The sequence below is a fragment of the Pseudomonas nicosulfuronedens genome (assembly GCF_005877905.1).
Taxonomy (GTDB): Bacteria; Pseudomonadota; Gammaproteobacteria; order Pseudomonadales; family Pseudomonadaceae; genus Pseudomonas; species Pseudomonas nicosulfuronedens.
Genome location: NZ_SWDV01000012.1, coordinates 12,504 through 35,061 on the forward strand (window position 1 = coordinate 12,504; position 22,558 = coordinate 35,061).

Sequence of the window (22,558 nt, forward strand, 5' to 3'; positions counted from 1 at the left end):
GTCTGAAGCAGGAACTGGCCGCCCTGCGTGAAGAACTCGCCTCCGTCGAAGAGATCCGCGCCAGCCTCGACGAGGAAATGCTCGTGCTGTTCCTCGACCCTCGGGGCCGCATCGAGTCGGTGAACAGCAACTTCGAGAAGGAAATGCTCCACCGCGGCGAACAGCTCAAGGGCCGTCCGCTGCTGGACCTGATTCCCGACCATGTCCGCGGGCTGGACTTCCATCTGAAGGTAAAGCACGCCATTGAGCGCGGCGAACACCTGGCCGGGGTGATCCGACTGCTTCGTGGTGACGGCGAAGAAGCCTGGCTGCGCTCGATCCTGCAGCCGGTGCACGACGGCACCGGTGCGATCCAGCGTTTCTCGATCTACGCCAGCGACCTGACCCGCACCATCGAGAACTCCCGCGAGCACGAGAACCTGATCGAGGCGCTGCAACGCTCCACCGCAGTGATCGAATTCAACCTGCAGGGCGAAGTGCTCGCCGCCAACGACCGCTTCCTCAACGCCATGGGCTATGGCCTGTCGCAGATCCAGGGCAAGCATCACCGGATGTTCTGCGAGCCCAGCGAGTACAACTCGTCGCAGTACGAAGCCTTCTGGGCCAAGCTGCGTCGCGGCGAGTTCGTCACCGGTCGCTTCAAGCGCATCGACAGCCGTGGCCATGAAGTCTGGCTGGAGGCCTCCTACAACCCGATCATCGACGCCCACGACCGCCTCTACAAAGTGGTGAAGTTCGCCACCGTGATCACCGAGCAGGTGCACCGCGAGAACGCCGTCGCCCAGGCCGCGACCATCGCCTTCGATACCTCGCAGACTACCGACGACAGCGCCACCAAGGGCGCCGCCGTGGTGCAGCAGACGGTCGAGGTGATGCGTGAACTGGCCGACCGCATGCAGGAGGCCGCCCAGGGCATCGAGGCCCTGGACCGCCAGTCCCAGGCCATCGGCGCGCTGGTGCAAAGCATCCGCAGCATCGCCGACCAGACCAACCTGCTGGCGCTCAACGCCGCCATCGAAGCCGCCCGCGCGGGCGACCAGGGACGCGGCTTTGCTGTGGTCGCCGACGAGGTGCGCCAACTCGCCTCGCGTACCAGCGCCGCCACCGAGGAAATCACTCGCGTGGTGGAACAGAACCAGCACCTGGCCGGCCAGGCCGTGGCCATGATCGACCGCGGCAAGCAGCAGGCCGAGCTGGGCCTGGAGCTGTCCGGGCAGGCTGGTACGGTGATCATCGAGATCCAGGACAGCGCCCAGCGCGTGGTCAACGCCGTGGGCCAGTTCGCCAACCAGTTGTCGACCTGAGGTGCTTCCCTGCGGCACGTCAACACGGCGTGCCGCAGCCTCCCCTAGGCTCCCGTCCGGCATTGCGGCTAGGCTCAATGCAGATGCGCACTCTCGCCATCCAAGGACGATCCCATGAGCAACACTCCCCTCCCCGACGTCATCCAGTACCTGCGCCTGCTACCCGAGCGCGGCGGCTCGGACATGTTCTTCAGCGTCGGCGCACCGCCGCACCTGAAAGCCGAAGGCCACAGCCAGCCGGCAGACGATCGCGTGCTGCAGAACGGTGAAGTGAAGACCCTGGCCTGGCAACTGATGTCGCCGGCCCAGGCGCAGGACTTCGAGCGCGATCTGGAAATGAACCTGGCGCTGAGCGTGCCGGACGTCGGGCGCTTCCGCGCGAACATCTACTTCCAGCGTGGCGAAGTGGCCATGGTGGTACGCCTGATCAAGCAGGTGATCCCCGACGTCACCTCCCTCGGCCTGCCGTCGATCCTCGACAAGCTGGCCATGCAGGACCGCGGGCTGATCCTGGTGATCGGCGCGGCCGGCGCAGGCAAATCCACCACCCTGGCGAGCATGCTGGACTTCCGCAATCGCCACCGCTCCGGGCACATCGTCTGCATCGAGGACCCCATCGAGTTCCTCCACACGCACAAGAAATCGATCATCGACCAGCGCGAGGTCGGCCTGGATACCCACAGCTACGAGGACGCCCTGCGCAACGTCCTGCGCGAAGCGCCGGACGTGATCATGCTCGGCGAGATCCGTGACGCCGCCACCATGCAGCACGCACTGCACTATGCCGAGACCGGCCACCTGTGCGTCGCCACCCTGCACGGCACCAGCTGCCGCCACGCCATCGAGCGCGTCACCCGTTTCTTCCCTGACGAGGCGCGCCCGCAGGTACTGGCCGACCTGTCACAGAACATCCTCGCGCTGGTCGGCCAGCGCCTGGTGCCCGGCACCCATCAGCGCCGCGCCGTGGCGGTGGAGCTGGTGCTGGGCACGCCGCACATCCGCGGCATCATCCAGCGTGACGAGCTGCCCGAGCTCAAGGGCGCGGTGGAACGCGCGCTGGAAAGCGGCATGCAGAGCTTCGACCAGAGCCTCTATAAACTCCTGGAGGAAGGCCGGGTGAGCGTGAGCGATGCGCTGAAGTTCGCCGACTCGCGCACCGATCTCGCGCTGAAGATCAAGCTGGAGCGCGGCATGGACGACGACAGCATCGGACCTGCGTTCGGCAGTTGAGGTTATCCGAGCTGCTTTCCGTAGGAGCGAGCTTGCTCGCGAACACAGCTCGCCGGCGGGCACGGCCTGAAGCGGTTCGCGAGCAAGCTCGCTCCTACAGCAATGGTTCGATATCCACGCTCTCCGCCATCACCCGGTTCCCCGCATCGCTGGGGTGCAGGTGGTCGCCGCTGTCGTAGGCCGGCAGCAGGCGCAGCGGGTGGCTGGGATCGCGCAGTCGCGCATCCAGGTCCACCACGGCATCGAACTCGCCGCTCTCGCGAATCCACTGGTTCAGCCGTTGGCGAAGCGCTTCCTTGTTGGCCGCGTGGTAGTTCTCGATGGGCGACCCGCTGAGCGCGTGCTCGAACGGCAGGATGGTCGCACCCATGAGGCGCACGCCGCGGACATGGGCCTGGGCGATCAGCTGGCGGTAGCCGGCGACCAGATCCTCGTACTGCACCAGCGGGTTGTTCGGCGCAAAAGTGCTGCCGGGCCAGGAAATGTCATTGATCCCCAGCAGGACGATGGCCGCCTTCACGCCCGGCTTGCCCAGTACATCGCGCTGGAAACGCACCAGGGCGCTCTGCCCCATGCCGTCGGAGAGCAGGCGCGCGCCGGAGATGCCGGCATTGATCACGCCCACGTCATGCGCCGCCAGCCGCTGCGCCAGCACGTCCGGCCAGCGCTGGTTGCCGTCCAGGCTGGCGCCGCGGCCGTCGGTGATCGAGTCGCCGAGCACCGCCACCACCGGGCGCGCTTCGGCGTTCTCCACCAGCACGTCGGCAAGGAACAGCCGCGCTTCCACCTTGCCGTCCGCCGGCAGGTGCGCAGCGTCGAGTTGCTCACCCGGCCCGCCGTAGACGCGCTGCTTGCCGTCCCAATGGAAGCTTTCGATGGCGGTGGGCTGCGGCAGGTAGATCGACACGGCCAATTCGCCCAGCGGTGGGACAGCAAGATCCAGCGGGTCGCTGAGCAGTTCGGCGCCCGGCGCGATATACGCCGTGGGCTGGCCGGCGAAGCTCAGGCGGCGGCTCGGCCCATCGAGCCGCCCGGCCGACGCGGCGAGTGCCACGGTGACACCACCGATAGCCACCGGCTGGCTGCCATAGGCGTTGGACAGCGCGATGCGCACGCGCTGGCCACCCAGGCTGACCTTCACGCTCTGCCGTAGCGTGTGGTTGCCGATCACCGGCGGCACGCCCAGCGGCAACGGTACTTCCCTGCCCCAGGTGCGCTGCGGGCTGGCGCTCCAGGTCGCCTGCCAGTGTCCTTCCTCGGCCTGCGCCAGCGGCAGGGTCAGGCTGATCAGGGCGGAGAGCAGCAATCTTTTCATGGCGTTCCTCGATATCGGCGATGGGATGGCCACAGACTCAGCCATTCCCATTCACGGCGGTAGACGGCATATTTGCAGATCCGTCATTCGATAAACGAATAGGACATGGATACTCTCAAGGCGTTGCACAGTTTCGTCCGCGCCGTGGAGCTGGGCAGTCTTTCCGCCGTGGCTCGCGAGTCCGGCACCAGCCAGCCAACGGTGAGCAAGACCATGGCGGCACTGGAGAGACAGGTCGGCGCGCAATTGCTGATTCGCAGCACCACTCGCGTGCAGCCCACCGAACAGGGTCGACGCTTCTACGAGCACGCCAGGCAGACACTGGAAAGCTATGCCGAGGGCGTCAGCGAAGCCCGCGGCGAGACCGAACAGGTGCGCGGCCGCCTGCGTATCAGCGCACCGGTGAGCCTGGGTGTGTTGCGTCTGAATGCGCTGCTGCTGGAGTTCATGCAACGGCACCCGGATGTCGAGGTCGAGTTGCTGCTCAACGACCGCTTCGTCGACCTCGCCGAGGAAGGTATCGACCTCGCCCTGCGCCTGGGCGGCGAATTGCCGGACCAACTGATTGCCCGCCCCCTGGCCCGCTCGCCACGTTATCTGGTCGCGTCACCGACGTGGATTTCGCGCCAGGCGACGCTGGGCAGCCCCGCCGACCTGCCGCTCTGCGACTATCTGCGTTTCGCCTGGCTCGACGCCGGGCAGAAGCTGCTGCTGAGCCACGCCGACGGGCGCGAGCTGAACCTCGCCACCCGCAGCCGCTACACGGTGAACAGCTCCCTGGCGATCCGCGAGAGCTACTGCCTGGGCGCCGGCTTCGGCCTGACGCCGGCCTGGCTGGTGGCCGACCTGCTGGCCGACGGCACCCTGCAACGTCTCCTCCCGGATTGGCACGGGCCTACCCAGGAGGCCAGTCTGCTGTATCCTTCGCGCCGTTTTCTGCCGGCCCGGACCCGCGCGCTGATCGACTTCCTCATCGAGCGCCTGCCGCGTCTGCCCGGTTTCGAGGCTCTGTGAGCCCTCGCGCGACCCTTGTGTAGCGCAGCGGCTATGCTTTTCGCCAATGAGCAGAACCGGCGCGCCCACCGACCGGTCGAACCCTGACATTCGCCCCCGAGGGACTTGCATGGGCAAGCAACACGTACCTTACCGGCTGGCCGCCCTGGCCCTGCCGCTGCTGCTGGCCGGCTGTTCCACCTCCGCCAGCAATCCCTGCGACCAACCGCTGAGCGGCGAGGCCTGCCGCCAGGAGCGCCTGCTCTACCAGAACGACATGCTGCAGGCGAAGCTGCTGATCGCCAGCGGTGACCTGGCCAACTACGAGCTGGCCGAGGCCCTGCTCGCCCGTTCCCTGGAGAAGGACGTACGCGGCGAAGCGAGCTTCTACATGGCGCTGCTGAAGATCAAGGAAGGCCCGCAGGTAGACGAAGTGCTGCCGCTACTGGAGAAGGCCGCCGATGCCGGCCAGCCCTACGCCGTGGCGCTGCTCTACAAGATCTGGTCCGAGCCCTTCCTGGTGGACCAGGCCGATCCGCAGAAGGCGAAACAGTACCTGGAGGACTACGCCAACCTGGACGTCGCCAAGAGCGGCTACCCCTCCTTCGAGAAGGCCACCGCGCTGGTCAATTCCCTGCTCAGCGAACCGCCCGCCGTCGCTGACCGGCCAATGCAGCCCTAACTCTCGTCCGGCGTCGGTTCGGCCTGGGCGAAGGTGCGCTGGCCCTCGTCCTTGCCGTGAGGCAGATGGTGCTCGATCACCGCGTTGAGCTCCGCCCCCAGCAACAGCACCGCCGACGAGATGTAGAAGTACAACAGCAGCACGATGATCGCGCCGACACTGCCGTACATGGCGTTGTAGTCAGCAAAGTTCTTCACGTAGTAGCCGAACCCCAGCGACGCGGAAATCCACAGCACCACGGCGAGTACCGAGCCGGGAGTGATGAAGCGGAATTTCTGCTGCACGTTGGGCGTGACGTAATAGATGATCGCCACCGCCATCATCATCAGCAGCACGATCAGCGGCCAGCGCAGGATGCTCCAGAGAATCACCACGAAATCCTCCAGGCCCACCTTCGCGGCAATCCAGCCCATCACCTGCGGCCCGAGGATCATCAGCGCGGCAATCAGCATCAACATGGCCACCAGGCCGAAGGTGTAGAACAGCGACAGCGGAATGCGCTTCCACGCCGGGCGCGCCTCGCGCACGTCATACGCTGCATTGAGCGCTGTCATCAATGAGCGCACCGCCGCCGAGGACGACCACAGGGCGATCACGATACCGATGGACAGCAGGCCGCCCTGGCGCTGCTGCAATTGGTCGATCACCGGATTGACCTGGTCCAGCGCCTGGGTCGGCAGCACGTAGTCGGCTTGCTGACGGAGGAAGTCGAAGAACTCCGGCAGGTGCAGGAAGCCCAGTAGCGCGATGAGGAACAGCAGGAAGGGAAACAGCGAGAACAACCCCTGGTAGGCCAGCGCGGCGGCGTAAGTAGGCATCTCGTCGTCGAGGAATTCCTTCACCGTCAGGCTGATCAGTTTCCAGGGCCCCAGGCTGAGCCCACGCATGTCCATGAATCGCATCCCGCACCATCCTCCCGATGAACGTCCCGCCTGCCGGCGGCTGCAGGGTGGACCCGCGCAACGCCGGCAAAGTTGCAACAAAAGCGCGACGCAGAGCGCCCGCCAGTACAGACCATAGCCGCTGGCGAGGCCTGGAGGCCAGAGCGGGGGCGGTTTCAGTCGGCCAGGCGATAGACCTTGGCAAAGCGCTCGGCCTTGACCACGCCATAGTCGCCGGGGGCGTACTGCATGACCCAGTCCCCCGCGGAACCGCTGAGGCGGTCGCCACCGGCGGAGCGCAATAAGGTGAAGGGTTCGTCCATGCGCCGGGCGAGCACCGGACTGGGGATATTGCGGTAGGCGCCGGGCTCGCCATGGGCGAGCGCGGTGTCGGCGGGCCGGTATTTCGGATCGAAACGCTGGCGGGAAACCACCCAGCGCTCGCCCGTCGCGCCGCTGATGATCGCATCGCCGACGGCGTAACGGTTCGGGCCTTCGAGGCTCATCAATTCGCCTGTCGTAGTGGCGAATTCGACAGCGACGGTTTCGTCCTTCACCACGCGTTGCGCGGCAAGATCGGAGCGGAGGTCGAGTTGGGTCAGTTCGATCATGGCGGGGCTGCGGACCTGCGGAAAAAGGTGGGGGGAACGCTGGGAGAAAGGCCGGTGGCAAGCCTACCCGCAAAAGAATCGCCCCGCGAGCGGCCAGCGGCTGGCGGTGCTCTACACTCACAGTCCATGAGCGCGCCGTCACGGCACACTCCAGCGAACCTGGCCATGCCCGGGCTGTCGCACCTGTTGAGCCTGCACCTTCGCTCCACTCCCATCAGCCGTACAGGAATCTCCCATGCCGTTTGCCCGTCTCGCCCTGCCCTTCCTGTTGCTCACCAGCCTTGCCGTCCACGCCGAAGACACCCCTGAAGAAGCGAAATTCCTCAAGGAGTCGGCGGACTATTTCGACCAGGTGACCAAGTCCAACCTGCCGCGCCAGGTGGACAAGGTGACCACCCTCAACAGCGTGCAGCTCGACCCGGCGAAGAAGATGCTGTATTACCGCTACGCCATCTCCAACCTGCGCCTGGACGCCATGGACCTGGGCGCCCGCGCCAAGTTCGAGAACGGCCTGAAGAAGCAGCTCTCGGAGACCACCTGCCAGCAGCCCGACCTGCTGCAGCGCTTCCGCGAGCACCACCTGAGCGTCACCCACGAGTACGCCGGCAGCGACGCCAAGCCGCTGGCCAGCATCACCATCGACCCGCAGACCCTGAGCTGCGCCAAGACCTGATCCCCCACCGATGAGCCGCGCCGACTACCACCAGGAAAACGCCCAGCGCGCCGAGGCCGAAGCCCGGCGCCTGCTGGCCGAACGCGACCCGCTCGGCGCCCGCTGGCTGCCCTGGGTGGCCGGCGAGCTTTACCGGCTGAGCCCGCCGCACTACGCCAACATGGTGCGGCGCGAACTGGAACGCCTGACCGCCGGCTGAGCGGCCGCCTGCCACGGGACTATGCTGAAGCTGTCAGCTCTCGGCCCGAGGGCGTCCCCTGGAGGACAGGCTCGTGAAAGGTCTCGACGCGAAGAAACAAGCGAAGAAGAAGCCGCTGAAAACCGCGCATGAAAAGCGCATGGCCAAGCGGCAGAAGAAAACCGGCAAGTCGCTGCTGGGTACCCCGCAGCAACCGTCCTGAGGGTTCACCCCTCGTATCGCGGATGGCCTCGCCGAGGGGCTGTCCGCCTCCCTGCTTTTCGTAGGAGCGAGCTTGCTCGCGAACAAGCTCGCCGGGGCACGACAGCACCAAGCGGTTCGCGAGCAAGCTCGCTCCTACAGCTTGGCCAACCCGTTGAAATCAGCCGGTCAGACCAGACCGGCGCGCAGGTTCAGCAGCATGCGTTCGCCCTGGGCGAGGATCAGCCCACCCGCGCGATAACCGGCAGCGCCGATGCACAGGAAGCGCTCCGCCTCACCCGGCTCCACCTGCTCGACCGCGCGGCTGCCCGGGTGCCAGATGACGCTGCCGGCGCTGGTGTTCTTGTCGATGCGCAGGCGGCGCTGCCAACCGGCATCTTCCAGGACCAGGGAACCGGTGTTGTAGAGCACCTGCTTGACCGCGCCACGGGGCGCCCAGGTATTGGGCAGGCCGCTGGCCTTGCCGTCCAGTTCCATGCCATGGACCACCGAGCGACGCAGCGATCCCACGCGCCAGTAGGGTTGCAGGGCGAAGCTGAACAGGCAGTCGCTATCATCCTCGTGGTAGCTGGAGAGTTCGATATCCAGATCCTGACCCAGGCGCGCTTCCAGACGCACATGCCAGTCCTCGATATCCAGCTGCCAGCTGACCACTGCTTTCTGATCGTCGGCCCAGGCATCGAGCATGCGCCATTCGCGCTGGCGCGCCCAGCCATGCTGGGGCCAGTCGGCCTCGGTGGGATGGCTGCCGAACCAGGGCCAGCAGACCGGGATGCCGCCACGGATCGGCGCCGTGCTCAGGCTCGGCCACTGGCTGGAACACCACAGCAGCGGGCGCGCGCCGCGCGGCTGGAAGTGCAGCAGCTGCGCGCCCTGGCGGCTGAAGACCGCCTGGCATTGAGGGTGGTCGATGAGCAGCAGGTCGCGACGCTGGAAGCGCACCCAGTCGAAGGGGCGCTTGCCCCGCATGGAATGAAAAAAGCGCTGAAGCGGATGCTCGAGCATGGTCCGAATGTCCTGATCCAATCCCTGCCCGGACATTCCGGGGCGTGAAGATCTCTGTAGTTTCACTACATCTTACAGAAAAGGCGGCGATTCTAACCGCAAAGCCTAGTCACGCGCAGCGCCCGCGCCAATGAAAAAGGGTTCCTCGCCCGCTCCGGGTACGCCCGCCTCTGGCTTCTGCAGGAGCGAGCTTGCTCGCGAACCACACGAACATCGGTGCCAGGTCATTCGCGAGCAAGCTCGCTCCTACGAAAAGCCGCCCCGTTCAAGCACCGGGGAACGCGCAAAAAAAGCCCGTCGCAAGGACGGGCCAGGTTCGCACCAGGGAGCAATCAGAAGCTGGACTGGATCTTCAGCCCGGCCACCACGGCGTTGTTGACCTCGTCCACGCCGCCCGGATGACGGATGTACTGCAGGTTCGGCCGCACGGTGAGCCAATTGGTCACATGCACTCCGTAGTACAGCTCGGCGTTGTACTCGGTGTCCTGGATGGGCTGGTACAGCGGGTTGTCGTAGTCGTCGATGCCATTGACCTGGTTCACCAGACGCTGGCGGTCCTGCACATCGTCGTTGACGTGGATGCGCGCCACGCCGAAGCCGATGTCGTCCTTGGGCCGCGCATCGAACGGGCCTTTGTAGACGACGCCGAGCTGCTGGTAGTTGTCGACGGTGTTGGTGGCCTTGTCGTGCACGGTGAAGTTGGCGAACAGGCTCAGGCCGCGCGAAGCATCGCCGTTGTGCGCAGTGACCTGCTGCTGTGCCACCACCCACCAGCCGTGCTTGCCGCTGTGGGTCTTGGCCGGCTCGCCGGTGAGCGCCAGGGGATTGCCGTTGACGTCGTCGTACACGTCGTCGGCCTCGGCGGTACTGTAGTAGTAGCCCAGGCGGTATTCGCCGGGCAGCTGCTGGGCGCCGACCTTGGGCATCCACACCAGCTCCACTGGCAGGATGGTGCCCTTGGTGCCGCTGCCGTTGAGCTTGAAGCCGTTGCCGGTTTCCAGGTTCGACGGGTTCTGGTTGTAGGCGCCGACCTGCGCGTACCACTCATCGTTGAAGTTCCACTTCACCCGCGCTGCCCACTGGCTGACCGGCCAGTTGTACCAGATGCCGCCGACCCAGTTGCCCACCTGCGAGCCGCAGAAGGCCAGGTTCTGGAAGTCGCAGGGGAAGCTGTTGAAGTCCTCGCCCTCGCCGAAGCGGCCGACCTTCACGTCCAGCGCGCCGTCGAAGTACTGCTGCTTGATCCACATCTGCGTCAGGCGCCAGGTCTGGCCACGGCCCCAGACTTCCTGCACGGAGCTGAACTGCCCGGCGCGCGGGTCGCTGATGCGGTCGTTGGAGAGGTTGCGACCGCTGCGCTCGGTCACCGTCAGCTGAAACTCGGTGGCGTCCCAGCCGAGGATCTTCTGCAGGTCCAGGTGGGTGCCGAGGGCGAACTGGTCGGAGTAGCGCGCGGTGGTGTGCTGGTCGTAGCCGCCGCCCAGGTTGCTGGCGACCTCGCCGACGTAGTCGAGCTTGAAGTCGTAGCCCTTCTCCAGCAGTTCGGTGCGCTTGCCGCCCCAGTCACCCAGGCCCCACTTGGACTCGGATGAGAAGGCATCGGCGGCATGGGCGACGTTGCCCACACAACCCAGTGCAAGCAGGCAGCCCAGGGTTCGTGCGGCGGGCCGGTTCTTGTTGTTCTTGTGCATCTCCAGCGTCCTCGTTGTCTTGGTTTGAAGCGTAGTTTCAGGCAGTGAATTTCAAGCAGTAGTCATGCAGATCAGGAGTGCTTCTGTCGGGCCAACGGCGTCACCTTGTTCGCACCGTCGCCGCGGGGCTCGGCACGCAGGCGCTCGCCGCTTTGCGCGTCGAACAGCAAAGCGCGGGAAGGATCGAAACGCAGTTGCAGCGAAGAGCCCGGCTGCGGCGCCTGGTCCGGGGCGAGGCGGCAGCAGACCTTGGCACCGTTGAGCGTGACGAAGGCCAGGGTGTCCGGGCCGGTAGGCTCGACCACCTCGACTTCGGCGCGCAGGTCGCTCGGGCCGTTGGCGCCATCGATGGCCAACTGCACCTGTTCCGGGCGCACGCCGAGGATCAGCTCGCGGCCCTCGATCAGCCCGGCATCCAGTTGCAGCGGCAGTTCGCAACGGTCCTGGCCGCTGTCCAGCAGACCGACCAGCCGGCCGCCCTGCTGCTGCACCTTGAGCGGAATGAAATTCATCGGCGGCGAGCCGATGAAGCTGGCGACGAACAGGTTCGCCGGGGCGTTGTAGATCTGCTGCGGCGTGCCGAACTGCTGGACGATGCCGTCCTTCATCACCGCCACCTTGTCACCCAGGGTCATGGCCTCGATCTGGTCGTGGGTCACGTACACCGTGGTGGTCTTCAGGCGCTGGTGCATCAGCTTGATTTCGGTGCGCATTTCCACGCGCAGCTTGGCGTCGAGGTTCGACAGCGGTTCGTCGAACAGGTAGATCTTCGGCCGCCGCGCCAGCGCCCGGCCCATGGCCACGCGCTGCTGCTGGCCGCCGGAGAGCTGCGAAGGCTTGCGCTCGAGCAGGTGCTCGATCTGCAGCAGCTTGGAGACCCGCGCCACTTCGGCATCGATCTCGGCCCTGGGCAGCTTGCGGATCTTCAGGCCGAAGGCGATGTTCTCGCGCACGCTCATGGTCGGGTACAGCGCATAGGACTGGAACACCATGGCGATGTCGCGATCCTTCGGGCTCATGCCGCTGATGTCCTGGCCATCCACCAGGATCGCGCCGCCGGTGACGTTCTCCAGCCCGGCGATGCAGTTCATCAGGGTGGATTTGCCGCAGCCGGAGGGGCCGACCAGGATCAGGAACTCACCCGAATCGATCGACAGGTTGATCGACTTCAGGGTGTCCGCCAGGCCGGCGCCGTAGGACTTGTGCAGGTTGTGCAGTTCAAGGGTGGACATCGGTGCTTACCTCAACCTTTGACGGCGCCGGCAGTGAGCCCGCGCACGAAGTACTTGCCGGCCAGTACATAGACCACCAGCGTGGGCAGCGCAGCGATCATCGCGGCGGCCATGTCGACGTTGTATTCCTTCACCCCGGTGCTGATGTTCACCAGGTTGTTCAGCGCCACGGTGATCGGCTGGGCATCGCCGCTGGCGAACACCACGCCGAAGAGGAAGTCGTTCCAGATCTGGGTGAACTGCCAGATCAGGCAGACCATCACGATGGGCGTGGACATGGGCATCAGGATGCGCAGGAAGATGGTGAAGAAGCCGGCGCCGTCCAGCCGCGCGGCCTTCACCAGGGCATCGGGAATCGCCACGAAGTAGTTGCGGAAGAACAGCGTGGTGAAGGCCAGGCCATAGATGCAATGGACCATCACCAGGCCGGTGGTGGTGTTGGCCAGGCCCAGCTTGCCGAGGGTGAAGGACATCGGCAGGAGGATCACCTGGAACGGCAGGAAGCAGCCGAACAGCAGCGCGCCGAAGAACAGCTGCGAGCCGCGGAAGCGCCACATCGACAGCACGTAGCCGTTCATGGCGCCAATGAAAGTGGAGATCAGTACACCCGGCACGGTGATCTTCACCGAGTTCCAGAAGTAGTCGCCCACTGCGCCCCAAGCTTTCAACCAACCGACCGCGGTGAACACCTCCGGCAGTGCCAGCAGATTGCTGTTACGGATGTCCTCGGGTGATTTGAAGCTGGTCAGCAGCATCACCAGCAGCGGGATCACGTACAGCGCCACGGCGCCCCAGAGGGTCGCGTACACCGCCAGGCGACTGAAGCTGAAGGCGGGTTTGAGGGTCGCATCAGTCATGGCGCTTGCCTCGCAGTTCGGAGTACAGGTACGGCACGACGATGGCCAGCACGGCGCCCAGCATCAGCATCGCGCTGGCCGCGCCCAGGCCCATCTGGCCGCGGGTGAAGGTGTGGGCGTACATGAACATCGCCGGCAGGTCGGAGGAATAGCCGGGCCCGCCGGCGGTCATCGCGGCCACCAGGTCGAAGCTCTTGATGGCGATGTGCGCGAGGATCATCAGCGCGCTGAAGAACACCGGGCGCAGGCTCGGCAGGACGATGCGCAGGTAGATGGTCGGCAGGCTCGCGCCGTCGACCTGGGCGGCACGTACGATGGCCGGGTCGACCCCGCGCAGGCCGGCGAGGAACAACGCCATGACGAAACCCGAGGCCTGCCAAACGGCGGCGATCACCAGGCAATAGACGACCCGCTCCGGGTCCACCAGCCAGTCGAAGCGAAAGCCCGTCCAGCCCCAGTCGCGCAGCAGCTTGTCCAGGCCCAGGCCGGGGTTGAGCAGCCACTTCCAGGCGGTGCCGGTGACGATCATCGACAACGCCATGGGGTACAGGTACACGGTGCGGATGAAGCCTTCGCGACGAATGCGCTGGTCCAGCAGGACCGCGAGGAACACGCCCAGCACCAGGCAGACGCCGATGAACAGGCCGCCGAACAGCAGGAGGTTCTTGCTCGCCACCCACCAGCGGTCGTTGTCCCACAGGCGCAGGTACTGGCTCAGGCCGGCCCAGGTGTAGGCCGGCATGAAGCGCGAATTGGTGAAGGACAGCAGCAGCGTCCAGCCGATGTAGCCGTACACGCAGACCAGCACCACGAGCATGCTCGGGGCCAGCACCAGCTTCGGCAGCCAGGCCTGCAGGCCATCGAGCAGCGAAGCGCGCGGACTGGCGGCGGGTGGAAAAGTCGGAGATTGGGTCGCCATCTGCTTTCTCGAGGATGAGTGAGCCCGCCCGGACTGCCGTGGCGGCCCGGAATCGCTCTGGGGAATCAGGAAGCCGGCTCCATCACGGAGCCGGCGAGCGCCTTACTGCGCGGCGGCCTGGATGGCGGCGCCCAGTTGCTGCGCGGCCTTCAGCGGGTCGGCGGCGGGGTCGTTGAAGAAGTTGGTGACCACGTCGAAGATCGCGCCCTGCACGTAGCTGGAGGCAGCCATGCTGTGGGCCATGCTCGGCACCAGGTTGCCGTCGGCGGAGGCGGCCTTGAAGTCCTTCATCGACTGCTGGGCGCAGCTGTCGAAGGGCGTCATGTCGACGTCCAGTCGCACCGGGATCGAACCCTTGTTCAGGCTGAAGTCCTTCTGGAAGGCTGGGTCGAGTACCGCGCGGGCCAGGTCTTCCTGTGCCTTGCGATTCTCCGCGTTGCTCAGCTTGAACATCACCAGGGAGTCGATGTTGTAGTCGAAGGCCTTCTGCGTGCCAGGGAAAGGCAGGCACTGGTAGTCCTTGCCCGCCACCTTGCCGGCAGCGGTGAACTCGCTCTTGGCCCAGTCGCCCATGATCTGCATGCCGGCCTTGCCATTGATGACCATGCCGGTGGCGACGTTCCACTCGCGACCGGCAGCGTCCGCGTCGACATAGCTGTGCAGCTTCTTCAGCGCGGCGAAGACATCGGCCATCGGCGCGCCGGTGAGAGTTTCCTTGTCCAGCTCGACGAAGGCCTTGCGGTAGCCTTCAGGGCCCATCTTGCTGAGCACCAGGTTCTCGAACAGGGTGCCGTCCTGCCACGGCTGGCTGCCATGGGCCAGCGGCGTGAAGCCGGCAGCCTTGAGCTTGTCGGCGGCGGCGAAGAATTCATCCAGGGTGGTCGGCGGCGTGGCGCCGGCCTTCTTGAAGACTTCCGGGTTGATGTACAGCCAGTTGACACGGTGCACGTTGACCGGCACGGCCACATAGTCGCCCTTGTACTTCATGATCTGCGCCACCTGCGGCGGCAGCAGTTGGTCCCACTTGCCCTCGGCAGCGACGTCGTTGAGGTCGGCGAGCAGGCCCAGCTCGCCCCACTCCTGGATGTCCGGCCCCTTGATCTGCGCGGCGGCCGGCGGATTACCGGACACGGCGCGGGTCTTCAGCACGGTCATGGCCGCCTCGCCACCTCCACCGGCAACGGCGAAGTCCTTCCAGGTGTGGCCCTTGGCTTCGACGAGTTTCTTCAGGGTTTCGGCGGCGCGCTTTTCACCGGGCGACGTCCACCAGTGCAGCACTTCGACTTCACCGGCGTGGGCCAGCAGGGGGGAGAGACAGAAAGAGGACAGACAGATGGCGGCCGACAGGCGACGGATCGCATTCATGGGGAGCACCTTGTTCTTGTTATTGGAGGCAAGTCTGCGCTTGCGATGGTCCGAGTCTATCCAAGGCATTCCGGTCTCCGGGTAACGAAGCGATCTTTGATTGTCACCGCTCGGTGACATTTGGGCTTGCTGTGAAGCGCTGTATTGGGTGAGCGTTTTCGAATGTGTCCTGGGGTACTGAACTCCGCCCCACCACCCTCTCCCCCGCCCTCTCCCTGAAGGGAGAGGGAGCTGTCCTCAGCCGTGCCAGGTATGCAGCTCGCCTGATGCCGTCGCAGCTTCCAACTATCTATGGGGAGCCGGCTGACGCCGAGGCCTCGCCTCTCGCTCCGAGCGGCCCCCTCTCCCTTCAGGGAGAGGGTTGGGGCGAGGGCACGGAGTCCGATTCGAGCATCAGTCGTATCGCCTCCAGCACCGAATCCATCTTCAACAGCACATCATGATTCCAGAAACGCAGCACCGTGAAACCCCTGCTCTTGAGCCAAGCATCACGCTCACGGTCGGTGGAAGAATCCAGATGCTGCCCACCATCCAGTTCGATGATCAACATGCGTTCGTGACAAATGAAATCGACGATGTAGGGGCCGATGATTTTCTGCCTGCGGAATTTCAGGCCGAGGAAGCGGTGGCCCCGTATATGGTGCCAGAGGGCGCGTTCGGCTTCGGTCTGGTCTGTGCGGAGTTGTTTTGAATATTGGGTGAGGTGGGATGACATTGGCGGAGCTCCAGCGGGAGTACTGCTGGAGGCTAGTGCCACCACCCACCGCCCTCTCCCCAGCCCTCTCCCTGAAGGGAGAGGGAGCTTTCCGAACAGGCTGTGGGCGTTTGCGCTCATACATACAATTGCTTCGGGCGAACTCCATTGTCCGGGATCATACCGAAGAGCTCCCTTCCTTCAGGGAGAGGGAGCTTTCCGAGCGGTCTGTAGGTGCTGCACTCATACAGGCAATTGCTTCGGGAGAACCCCATTGTCCGCGCCCGCTCCGAACGGTCCCCTCTCCCTTCAGGGAGAGGGTTAGGGAGAGGGCAATGGTATCCATGCACTCCGAAGTGTCCGCCGGAAACAGAGCGCCCTACTCCACCTCCAGGCGCGGCAAGCGCAACGTGACCCGCAGCCCGCCCTCGCGTCGGTTCTGCAGGGTGACTTCGCCACCGTGCGTGTGCGCGATGTTCCGCGCGATGCCCAGGCCAAGCCCGTACCCCTGGCCGCGCTCGGAGAGGCGGAAGCGCGGCTCGAAGACTTTCTCCAGACGCTGTTCCGGCACGCCGGGGCCCTGGTCGTCGACGTGCAGGACCACGGCATCGGCATCGTCCTCGATGCTCAGTTGCGCGCGCTCGCCGTACTTCAGCGCATTGTCCAGCAGGTTACCGATGCAGCGCTTGAGCGCCAGCGGCTTGCCCGGATAGGCCTCCAGCGCGGCGCCAAGCACCTCGACGCGGCCATCGGCGATGTAGGGGCCGGCGACGTATTGCAGCAACTGGTTGAGGTCCACCGGCTCGATGTTCTCGTGGATGTCGGTATCCTTCACGCATTGCAGCGCGCCCTTCACCAGCAGCTCCAGCTCGTCGAGGTCGTGGCTGAATTTCTCCTGCGCCTGCTCATCCTCCAACAGCTCGACCCGCAGGCGCAGGCGGGTGATGGGTGTACGCAGGTCGTGGGAGATGCCGCTGAACAACTGGCCACGCTCGTTGACATAACGGTCGATGCGCTCGCGCATGGTATTGAAGGCTCGGGAAACTTCCACCAGCTCGCTCGCCCCGCTCTCCTCCAGCGGTTGGTCCGGGCTGCCGACCGCGATGTCACGGGCCGCGCGGGCCAGGCGCTTGAGCGGGCGGCTCTGCCAGTGCACCAGCAGGCCGGTGAACAGCAGCAACAGCAGGCTGGTAAAAGCGATGGAAATCACCTGCTGCGGCGGCAGGCCTTCCGGCTCCAGGGTGACGTACGGCGCCGGCATCAGGCTGGCGATGTACAGCCACTCGCTTTCACCGATACGAATCTGCGTGACCAGTACCGGCGGGTTCACCGGCTCCAGGGTCAGCGCATAGTGCGCCCAGGAACGCGGCAGTTCCTCAAGCTTCAGCTCGCCGTTGAACAGCCGCAGGTCATCGGGGCTGACGAATTCCACCTGCAGCTCGACGTCCTTGCCCAGCTTCTGGTGCAGGACGTCCTGCACGATGTCGATCACCGCCTGTTTGTTCGTCGTGTCGGGCAACGCGCGCAGGTTCAGCGGGCGCTCGTTGAGCGAGACGAAGAAGCGCGTGCCGCCCATGCTGCGCAACTGGTCGAGCACCAAGGGACGGTAGCCGATGGGCAACGAGCGGAAGTAGCTGACGCTGGCGGCCATGGAGTAGGCCAGGCTGCGAGAGCTGGTGAGCAGGCCGTCGCGCTGGCTGGTGCGCAGGTGGGAAATCCAGAACAGGCTCGACAGACCCTGGGCAATCAACACCGCCAGCAGGGTGAGCAACAGCATGCGACCGAGCAGCGAGCGCGGCACCAGGGCCCAGCGACGGCGTTCACTCATGGCCGGCGAGGTGTGGGCGAACCTGGGCGGCCAGCAGGTAGCCACTGCCGCGCACGGTCTGGATCAGTCGAGCGGGCTTGCCAGTGTCACGCAGGCGCTGGCGCAGGCGCGACACGGCCATGTCGACGATGCGCTCCAGCGGCATCACCTCGCGACCACGGGTGGCGCTGGCGATGGTGTCGCGGTCGAGTATCTGCCGGGGGTTGTCGAGGAACAGCTTGAGCAGGGCGAAGTCGGCACCACTGAGGAAGTGCTCCTCGCCGTCCTCGTGGAACAGCCGGTGGCTGATGGTATCCAGCCGCCAGTCGTCGAAGGCGATGACTTCGCCGCCGCGCACCTGGGTGAACTGCGCGCGGCGCAGCAGCGCCTTGATCCGCGCCAGCAGCTCGCGGGGGCTGAAGGGCTTGCCGAGGTAGTCGTCGGCGCCCAGCTCCAGGCCCACCACACGGTCGGCCTCGTCGGAGCTGGCGGTGAGCATGATCACCGGCATGCAGGCGTGGCGCTGGTGCGAGCGGATCCAGCGGCACAGGCTGAAACCGTCTTCGTCGGGCAGCATCACGTCGAGGATCGCCAGGGCGGATTCCTCGTCGCACAGCGCACGGCGGAAGTCCGCGCCATTGGCGACGGCGCGCACCTGGAAACCGGCGCGGCTGAGGTAGGTTTCCAGCAGCTCGCGGATTTCCTGGTCGTCGTCCACCAGCAGGATGGATCGGGCAGGCTGGTTCACTTCGGGCGTCCTTCGTTCTTGTTGTTCTTCAGGGATGGAGCGTGGAATCAACCTTCGTTGCGCAGCGCCTGCTCCAGGGCAACACCGGCACCGAACAGGCCCGGATGGTCCGCCGTCATGACCCACACCGGAACCGGATCGAGGTAGGGCCCGCTGGTCTTGCCACGGCTGCGGAAGGCCTCGGCGAAGCCACTGCGCTGGAAGCGCTCGAGGAAGCGCGGGACGATGCCGCCGGTGATGTACACGCCACCCAGCCCGCCGACCGTCAGCACGGCGTTGCCGGCGACCCGTGCCAGCCAGAGGAAGAAGTGCTCCAGCACCGCGTCGGCGTAGGCATCGCCGGCCATGGCGCGCTCGCCGATCTCGGCGGCGGTGGCGCATGCAGGCTCCACACCATCGAGTTGGCAGCTCATGCGGTAGAGGTTTTCCAGGCCACTGCCGGAGAGCACGCGTTCGGCCGAGACGTGGCCGTACTTCTCGCGCAGCAGTTGCCAGAGGGCGAAGTCGCGCTCGGAGGTCACCGGCAGGTCGACGTGACCGCCTTCGCAGGGCAGCACTTCCCAGCCGCCACTCGGCAACGGCATCAGGCTGCCGACGCCCAGTCCGGTGCCCGGGCCGATGATCAGTTTGGCGCGGCCTTCCAGCGCCTTGCCGGGACGCACCTGTACCAGGTGCTCTTCCGACAGCCGCGAGGCCGCCCAGGCCATGGTGCTGAAGTCGTTCACCAGCAGCAGGTGGCTCAGGCCCAGCTCGGCGCGAAATGACTCGCGCCGGATCACCCAGTGGTTGTTGGTGAACTTGAAGTCACCCGCACCGACAGGGCCGGCGCAAGCCAGGCAGACATTTTCGACAGCCGACAACGGTTGGCCCACGCGCTGCAGATAGTCGCGCACGGCGTCTTCCGGGCGTGGATAGTCGGCGCAGGCCAGGACCTGGATGGATTCGAGGACTTCACCGCGCCACAAGGCGAAGCGGGCATTGGTGCCACCGATGTCGCCGACCAGGGCGAAACCGTTGGAAAAGGACTGAGCGTTATTGGAGTTCATCGCGGGCTCGGGCCTGGAAGTTGGGTGAAAGGTGCGGCGCGGGATCATGCCAGCATAGGACAGCGGCGGAAACGTCCTGTGCGACGGACAGGCAGTCCGTCACACAGGACGTTGGACGGGTCAGCTCGGACCGTTCAGTTCGGCCGTGAAGCTGCAGGCGCCCTGCTCCGCCGGGCTGAAGGCATTGCGCATGAAGGCGAACAGCTCGCGACCCATGCCGAGGTTATCAATGACCGGCGTTTCCACGAGCGGACGGGCTTCCCATTCCGCCGCGTCCACCAGCACGCGCAGTTCGCCGGTGGTGCCGTCGACGCGCACCACGTCACCGTCGCGCAGTTTGGCCAGCGGGCCGCCGTTGAGGGCTTCCGGGGAGACATGGATGGCCGCTGGCACCTTGCCGGAAGCGCCGGACATGCGCCCATCGGTGACCAGCGCCACCTTGAAGCCGCGGTCCTGCAGCACGCCCAGGAACGGCGTGAGCTTGTGCAGCTCCGGCATGCCATTGGCGCGCGGGCCCTGGAAGCGCACCACGGCCACCAGGTCACTCTCCAGCTCGCCGGCCTTGAAGGCCGCGGCCAGGCTCGACTGGTCGTGGAAGATGCGCACCGGGGCTTCGACGATCTGGTGCTCCAGCGCGACAGCGGAGACCTTCATTACGCCACGACCGAGGTTGCCTTCCATCAGGCGCAGGCCGCCCTCGGGCGAGAACGGCTTGTCGATGGGGCGCAGGATGTTCTCGTCCAGGCTCGCCGCCGGGCCTTCGCGCCAGACCAGCTTGCCGCCGTCGAGGAAAGGCTCCTGCTGGTAGCGGCGCAGCCCCTTGCCCATCACGGTCTGCACGTCTTCATGCAACAGGCCGCCATCGAGCAGCTGACGGATCAGGAAGGACATGCCGCCCGCCGCCTGGAAGTGGTTGATGTCGGCCTGGCCGTTGGGATAGATGCGCGCCAGGGTCGGCACGATCTCGGAGAGGTCGGCCATGTCCTGCCAGGTCAGCTGGATGCCGGCGGCCTGGGCGATGGCCAGCAGGTGCAGGGTGTGGTTGGTCGAACCGCCAGTGGCCAGCAGCGCCACGACCGAGTTGACCATGGCCTTCTCGTCGACGATCTCCGCCATGGGCACGAACTGGCCGTTCTCCGGGGTCAGGCGCGCGGCCTGGCGGGCGGCTTCGCGGGTCAGCTCGTCACGCAGCGGGGTGTTCGGGTTGACGAAGGAGGCGCCCGGCAGGTGCAGGCCCATGACTTCCACCAGCAACTGGTTGGTGTTGGCGGTGCCGTAGAAGGTGCAGGTGCCCGGCGCGTGGTAGGAGGCCATTTCCGAGGCCAGCAGCTCCTCGCGGGTGGCCTTGCCTTCGGCGAACAGCTGGCGCACCGCGGCCTTCTCCTTGTTGGAGATGCCAGTGGGCATGGGGCCGGCTGGCACGAACACCACCGGCAGGTGACCGAAGCGCAACGAGCCGATCAGCAGGCCGGGGACGATCTTGTCGCACACGCCCAGGCACAGGGCGGCATCGAACATGTTGTGCGACAGCGCGATGGCAGTGCCCATGGCGATCACGTCGCGGCTGGCCAGGGACAGTTCCATGCCCGGCTCGCCCTGGGTCACGCCATCGCACATGGCCGGCACGCCGCCGGCGAACTGGCCGACCGAGCCGATCTGCCGCAGGGCGTCCTTGATCAGCTCCGGGAAGCGCTCCAGCGGCTGGTGCGCGGAGAGCATGTCGTTGTAGGCGGAGACGATGGCGACGTTGGCCTGGTTCATCAGCCGCAGCGCCTGTTTGTCGGAATCACCACAGGCCGCGACGCCGTGGGCGAGGTTGCCGCAGGGCAGCGTGCCGCGGTGCGGGCCCTTGGTGGCGGCTGCCTTGACCAGATCGAGGTAGCGCTGTCGCGTGGACGCGCTGCGGGCCTGGATGCGCTGGGTGACTTCAAGCACACGGGGGTGCATGGCAGCATTCTCCTACAGACTATCGGTTGTTGTTTTTACAACATAATTGTTTATTCCAAGGCGTTTACTTTTCAACGACGTGGAAATTTAATGGTTTTTACCACAACAAAAGAAAAGAGACGACCTTCATGACTATACGCCTGGCTATCAACGGATTTGGCCGCATCGGTCGAAACGTGCTCCGCGCGCTCTACTCGGGCGCCTACCGCCAGCACCTGCAAGTGGTGGCGATCAATGACCTCGGCGACGCCGCGATCAACGCCCACCTGTTCCAGTACGACAGCGTGCACGGGCAGTTCACCGGCCACGTCGAGCATGACGCCGAAAGCCTCAGGGTAGAGGGCGACCGCATCGCCGTCACGGCCATCCGCAATCCAGCCGACCTGCCGTGGAAGACGCTGGGGGTGGATATCGTGCTGGAGTGCACCGGCCTGTTCACCTCTCGCGACAAGGCCGCTGCGCACCTGGCCGCCGGCGCGCGGCAGGTGCTGATCTCCGCTCCCGGCCAAGGCGTGGACGCCACGGTGGTGTTCGGCGTCAACGACAACATCCTGCGCACGGAACATCAGGTCGTCTCCAATGCCTCCTGCACCACCAACTGCCTGGCGCCGGTGGCCCAGGTGCTGCACCGCGAGCTGGGCATCGAGCACGGACTGATGACCACCATTCATGCCTACACCAACGACCAGAATCTCTCCGACGTCTACCACAGCGACCCGTACCGCGCGCGTTCGGCGACCCAGTCGATGATCCCGACCCGGACCGGCGCCGCCGAAGCGGTGGGCCTGGTATTGCCGGAACTGGCGGGCAAGCTGACCGGCCTGGCGGTGCGGGTGCCGGTGATCAACGTGTCACTGGTGGACCTCACGCTGCAGGTCGCCCGCGACACCAGCGCGCAGGAGATCAACGAACTGATGGAGCGAGCCGGCGAGACCTCGGCGATCCTCGGTTTCAACCGCCAGCCGCTGGTGTCGGTGGACTTCAACCACGACCCGCGCTCCGCCATCTTCGACGCCAACCACACACGGGTGAGCGGCCGGCTGGTGAAGGTGATGGCCTGGTACGACAACGAGTGGGGGTTCTCCAACCGCATGCTGGATACGGCGCGGGCGATGGCTGCGGCGCGGGGGTGAAGCGAGGTTCGCGAGCAAGCTCGCT

General features: G+C 65.7%; 21 protein-coding genes and 2 pseudogenes. 9 read left to right on the forward strand and 14 right to left on the reverse strand.

Features of this window, described 5'->3' with window-relative positions:
* Nucleotides 1-77: 77 nt before the first annotated feature.
* From FAS41_RS31435 to FAS41_RS11905, 3 genes and pseudogenes are all read left to right on the forward strand, one after another.
* Nucleotides 78-764, forward strand: a pseudogene (locus FAS41_RS31435) (PAS domain-containing protein); the annotation flags it as partial.
* A gap of 99 nt (nucleotides 765-863) precedes the next feature.
* Nucleotides 864-1,304 (forward strand): annotated as a pseudogene (locus tag FAS41_RS31440) (methyl-accepting chemotaxis protein); the annotation flags it as partial.
* 114 nt (nucleotides 1,305-1,418) lie between these two features.
* Nucleotides 1,419-2,534: a PilT/PilU family type 4a pilus ATPase gene (locus FAS41_RS11905; RefSeq protein WP_138522431.1), complete on the forward strand. Its 1,116-nt coding sequence runs from the start codon at nucleotides 1,419-1,421 to the stop codon at nucleotides 2,532-2,534.
* A 94-nt stretch (nucleotides 2,535-2,628) separates the two neighbouring features.
* Here FAS41_RS11905 and FAS41_RS11910 read toward each other — a convergent pair whose 3' ends face one another.
* A complete protein-coding gene (locus FAS41_RS11910) occupies nucleotides 2,629-3,849 on the reverse strand; it encodes an SGNH/GDSL hydrolase family protein (RefSeq protein WP_138522433.1) in 1,221 nt (406 codons plus the stop codon).
* A 105-nt stretch (nucleotides 3,850-3,954) separates the two neighbouring features.
* Between FAS41_RS11910 and FAS41_RS11915 the strand changes: the two genes are divergently transcribed.
* Both FAS41_RS11915 and FAS41_RS11920 read left to right on the forward strand, forming a co-directional pair.
* A complete protein-coding gene (locus FAS41_RS11915; protein WP_138522435.1) occupies nucleotides 3,955-4,863 on the forward strand; it encodes a LysR family transcriptional regulator in 909 nt (302 codons plus the stop codon).
* A gap of 109 nt (nucleotides 4,864-4,972) precedes the next feature.
* Nucleotides 4,973-5,524: a hypothetical protein gene (locus FAS41_RS11920; protein ID WP_138522437.1), complete on the forward strand. Its 552-nt coding sequence runs from the start codon at nucleotides 4,973-4,975 to the stop codon at nucleotides 5,522-5,524.
* Here the strand turns inward: FAS41_RS11920 and FAS41_RS11925 are convergent.
* Both FAS41_RS11925 and FAS41_RS11930 read right to left on the reverse strand, forming a co-directional pair.
* Nucleotides 5,521-6,426 carry a YihY/virulence factor BrkB family protein gene (locus FAS41_RS11925; RefSeq protein ID WP_138522439.1) on the reverse strand — a complete coding sequence of 302 codons (906 nt, stop codon included), beginning with the start codon at nucleotides 6,424-6,426 and terminating at the stop codon, nucleotides 5,521-5,523. The two genes, FAS41_RS11920 and FAS41_RS11925, sit on opposite strands and share 4 nt — an antisense overlap.
* A gap of 155 nt (nucleotides 6,427-6,581) precedes the next feature.
* A complete protein-coding gene (locus FAS41_RS11930) occupies nucleotides 6,582-7,016 on the reverse strand; it encodes a PGDYG domain-containing protein (protein ID WP_138522441.1) in 435 nt (144 codons plus the stop codon).
* Nucleotides 7,017-7,251: 235 nt separating this feature from the next.
* Here FAS41_RS11930 and FAS41_RS11935 point away from each other — a divergent pair, with 235 nt between their 5' ends.
* The 3 genes from FAS41_RS11935 to FAS41_RS31325 all read left to right on the forward strand — a co-directional run bounded on the left by FAS41_RS11935 (nucleotide 7,252) and on the right by FAS41_RS31325 (nucleotide 8,090).
* Entirely contained in the window at nucleotides 7,252-7,689 is a 438-nt protein-coding gene (locus tag FAS41_RS11935; protein ID WP_138212820.1) for a hypothetical protein, read from the forward strand.
* A 10-nt stretch (nucleotides 7,690-7,699) separates the two neighbouring features.
* Nucleotides 7,700-7,888, forward strand: coding sequence for a hypothetical protein (locus tag FAS41_RS11940; RefSeq protein ID WP_138522443.1), 189 nt, complete (start codon nucleotides 7,700-7,702; stop codon nucleotides 7,886-7,888).
* A gap of 73 nt (nucleotides 7,889-7,961) precedes the next feature.
* Nucleotides 7,962-8,090: a hypothetical protein gene (locus tag FAS41_RS31325; protein WP_017516671.1), complete on the forward strand. Its 129-nt coding sequence runs from the start codon at nucleotides 7,962-7,964 to the stop codon at nucleotides 8,088-8,090.
* Between the two features lie 167 nt (nucleotides 8,091-8,257).
* Here the strand turns inward: FAS41_RS31325 and FAS41_RS11945 are convergent, their stop codons facing one another.
* The 11 genes from FAS41_RS11945 to edd all read right to left on the reverse strand — a co-directional run bounded on the left by FAS41_RS11945 (nucleotide 8,258) and on the right by edd (nucleotide 21,400).
* Nucleotides 8,258-9,094, reverse strand: coding sequence for a D-hexose-6-phosphate mutarotase (locus FAS41_RS11945; protein WP_017516670.1), 837 nt, complete (start codon nucleotides 9,092-9,094; stop codon nucleotides 8,258-8,260).
* A 332-nt stretch (nucleotides 9,095-9,426) separates the two neighbouring features.
* Nucleotides 9,427-10,785 (reverse strand): carbohydrate porin, encoded by a 1,359-nt coding sequence (locus FAS41_RS11950; protein ID WP_138522445.1) that lies wholly within the window; start codon nucleotides 10,783-10,785, stop codon nucleotides 9,427-9,429.
* A 71-nt stretch (nucleotides 10,786-10,856) separates the two neighbouring features.
* On the reverse strand, nucleotides 10,857-12,017 hold the full coding sequence (locus tag FAS41_RS11955) for an ABC transporter ATP-binding protein (protein ID WP_138522447.1): 1,161 nt from the start codon (nucleotides 12,015-12,017) through the stop codon (nucleotides 10,857-10,859).
* Between the two features lie 11 nt (nucleotides 12,018-12,028).
* Nucleotides 12,029-12,874 (reverse strand): carbohydrate ABC transporter permease, encoded by an 846-nt coding sequence (locus FAS41_RS11960; RefSeq protein WP_138522449.1) that lies wholly within the window; start codon nucleotides 12,872-12,874, stop codon nucleotides 12,029-12,031.
* The gene (locus FAS41_RS11965) at nucleotides 12,867-13,793 is read right to left on the reverse strand and encodes a carbohydrate ABC transporter permease (protein WP_138522451.1); all 927 of its coding nucleotides are present in this window, start codon (nucleotides 13,791-13,793) and stop codon (nucleotides 12,867-12,869) included. The genes FAS41_RS11960 and FAS41_RS11965 overlap by 8 nt, the downstream gene beginning before the upstream one ends.
* 102 nt (nucleotides 13,794-13,895) lie before the next feature.
* The gene (locus FAS41_RS11970) at nucleotides 13,896-15,158 is read right to left on the reverse strand and encodes an ABC transporter substrate-binding protein (RefSeq protein ID WP_138522453.1); all 1,263 of its coding nucleotides are present in this window, start codon (nucleotides 15,156-15,158) and stop codon (nucleotides 13,896-13,898) included.
* A 349-nt stretch (nucleotides 15,159-15,507) separates the two neighbouring features.
* Nucleotides 15,508-15,873 (reverse strand): endonuclease domain-containing protein, encoded by a 366-nt coding sequence (locus FAS41_RS11975; RefSeq protein ID WP_138522455.1) that lies wholly within the window; start codon nucleotides 15,871-15,873, stop codon nucleotides 15,508-15,510.
* A 358-nt stretch (nucleotides 15,874-16,231) separates the two neighbouring features.
* Entirely contained in the window at nucleotides 16,232-17,653 is a 1,422-nt protein-coding gene (locus FAS41_RS11980; RefSeq protein WP_138522756.1) for an ATP-binding protein, read from the reverse strand.
* Between the two features lie 19 nt (nucleotides 17,654-17,672).
* Nucleotides 17,673-18,407, reverse strand: a complete 735-nt coding sequence (locus tag FAS41_RS11985; protein ID WP_138522457.1) for a response regulator — start codon at nucleotides 18,405-18,407, stop codon at nucleotides 17,673-17,675.
* Nucleotides 18,408-18,454: 47 nt separating this feature from the next.
* Nucleotides 18,455-19,453 carry a glucokinase gene (locus tag FAS41_RS11990; protein ID WP_138522459.1) on the reverse strand — a complete coding sequence of 333 codons (999 nt, stop codon included), beginning with the start codon at nucleotides 19,451-19,453 and terminating at the stop codon, nucleotides 18,455-18,457.
* A 120-nt stretch (nucleotides 19,454-19,573) separates the two neighbouring features.
* Nucleotides 19,574-21,400, reverse strand: coding sequence for a phosphogluconate dehydratase (edd, locus tag FAS41_RS11995; protein ID WP_138522461.1), 1,827 nt, complete (start codon nucleotides 21,398-21,400; stop codon nucleotides 19,574-19,576).
* 128 nt (nucleotides 21,401-21,528) lie between these two features.
* On the opposite strand from edd, the gene gap reads away from it, so the two are divergent.
* Nucleotides 21,529-22,533, forward strand: coding sequence for a type I glyceraldehyde-3-phosphate dehydrogenase (gap, locus tag FAS41_RS12000; protein ID WP_138522463.1), 1,005 nt, complete (start codon nucleotides 21,529-21,531; stop codon nucleotides 22,531-22,533).
* The last annotated feature ends 25 nt before the right edge of the window (nucleotides 22,534-22,558 follow it).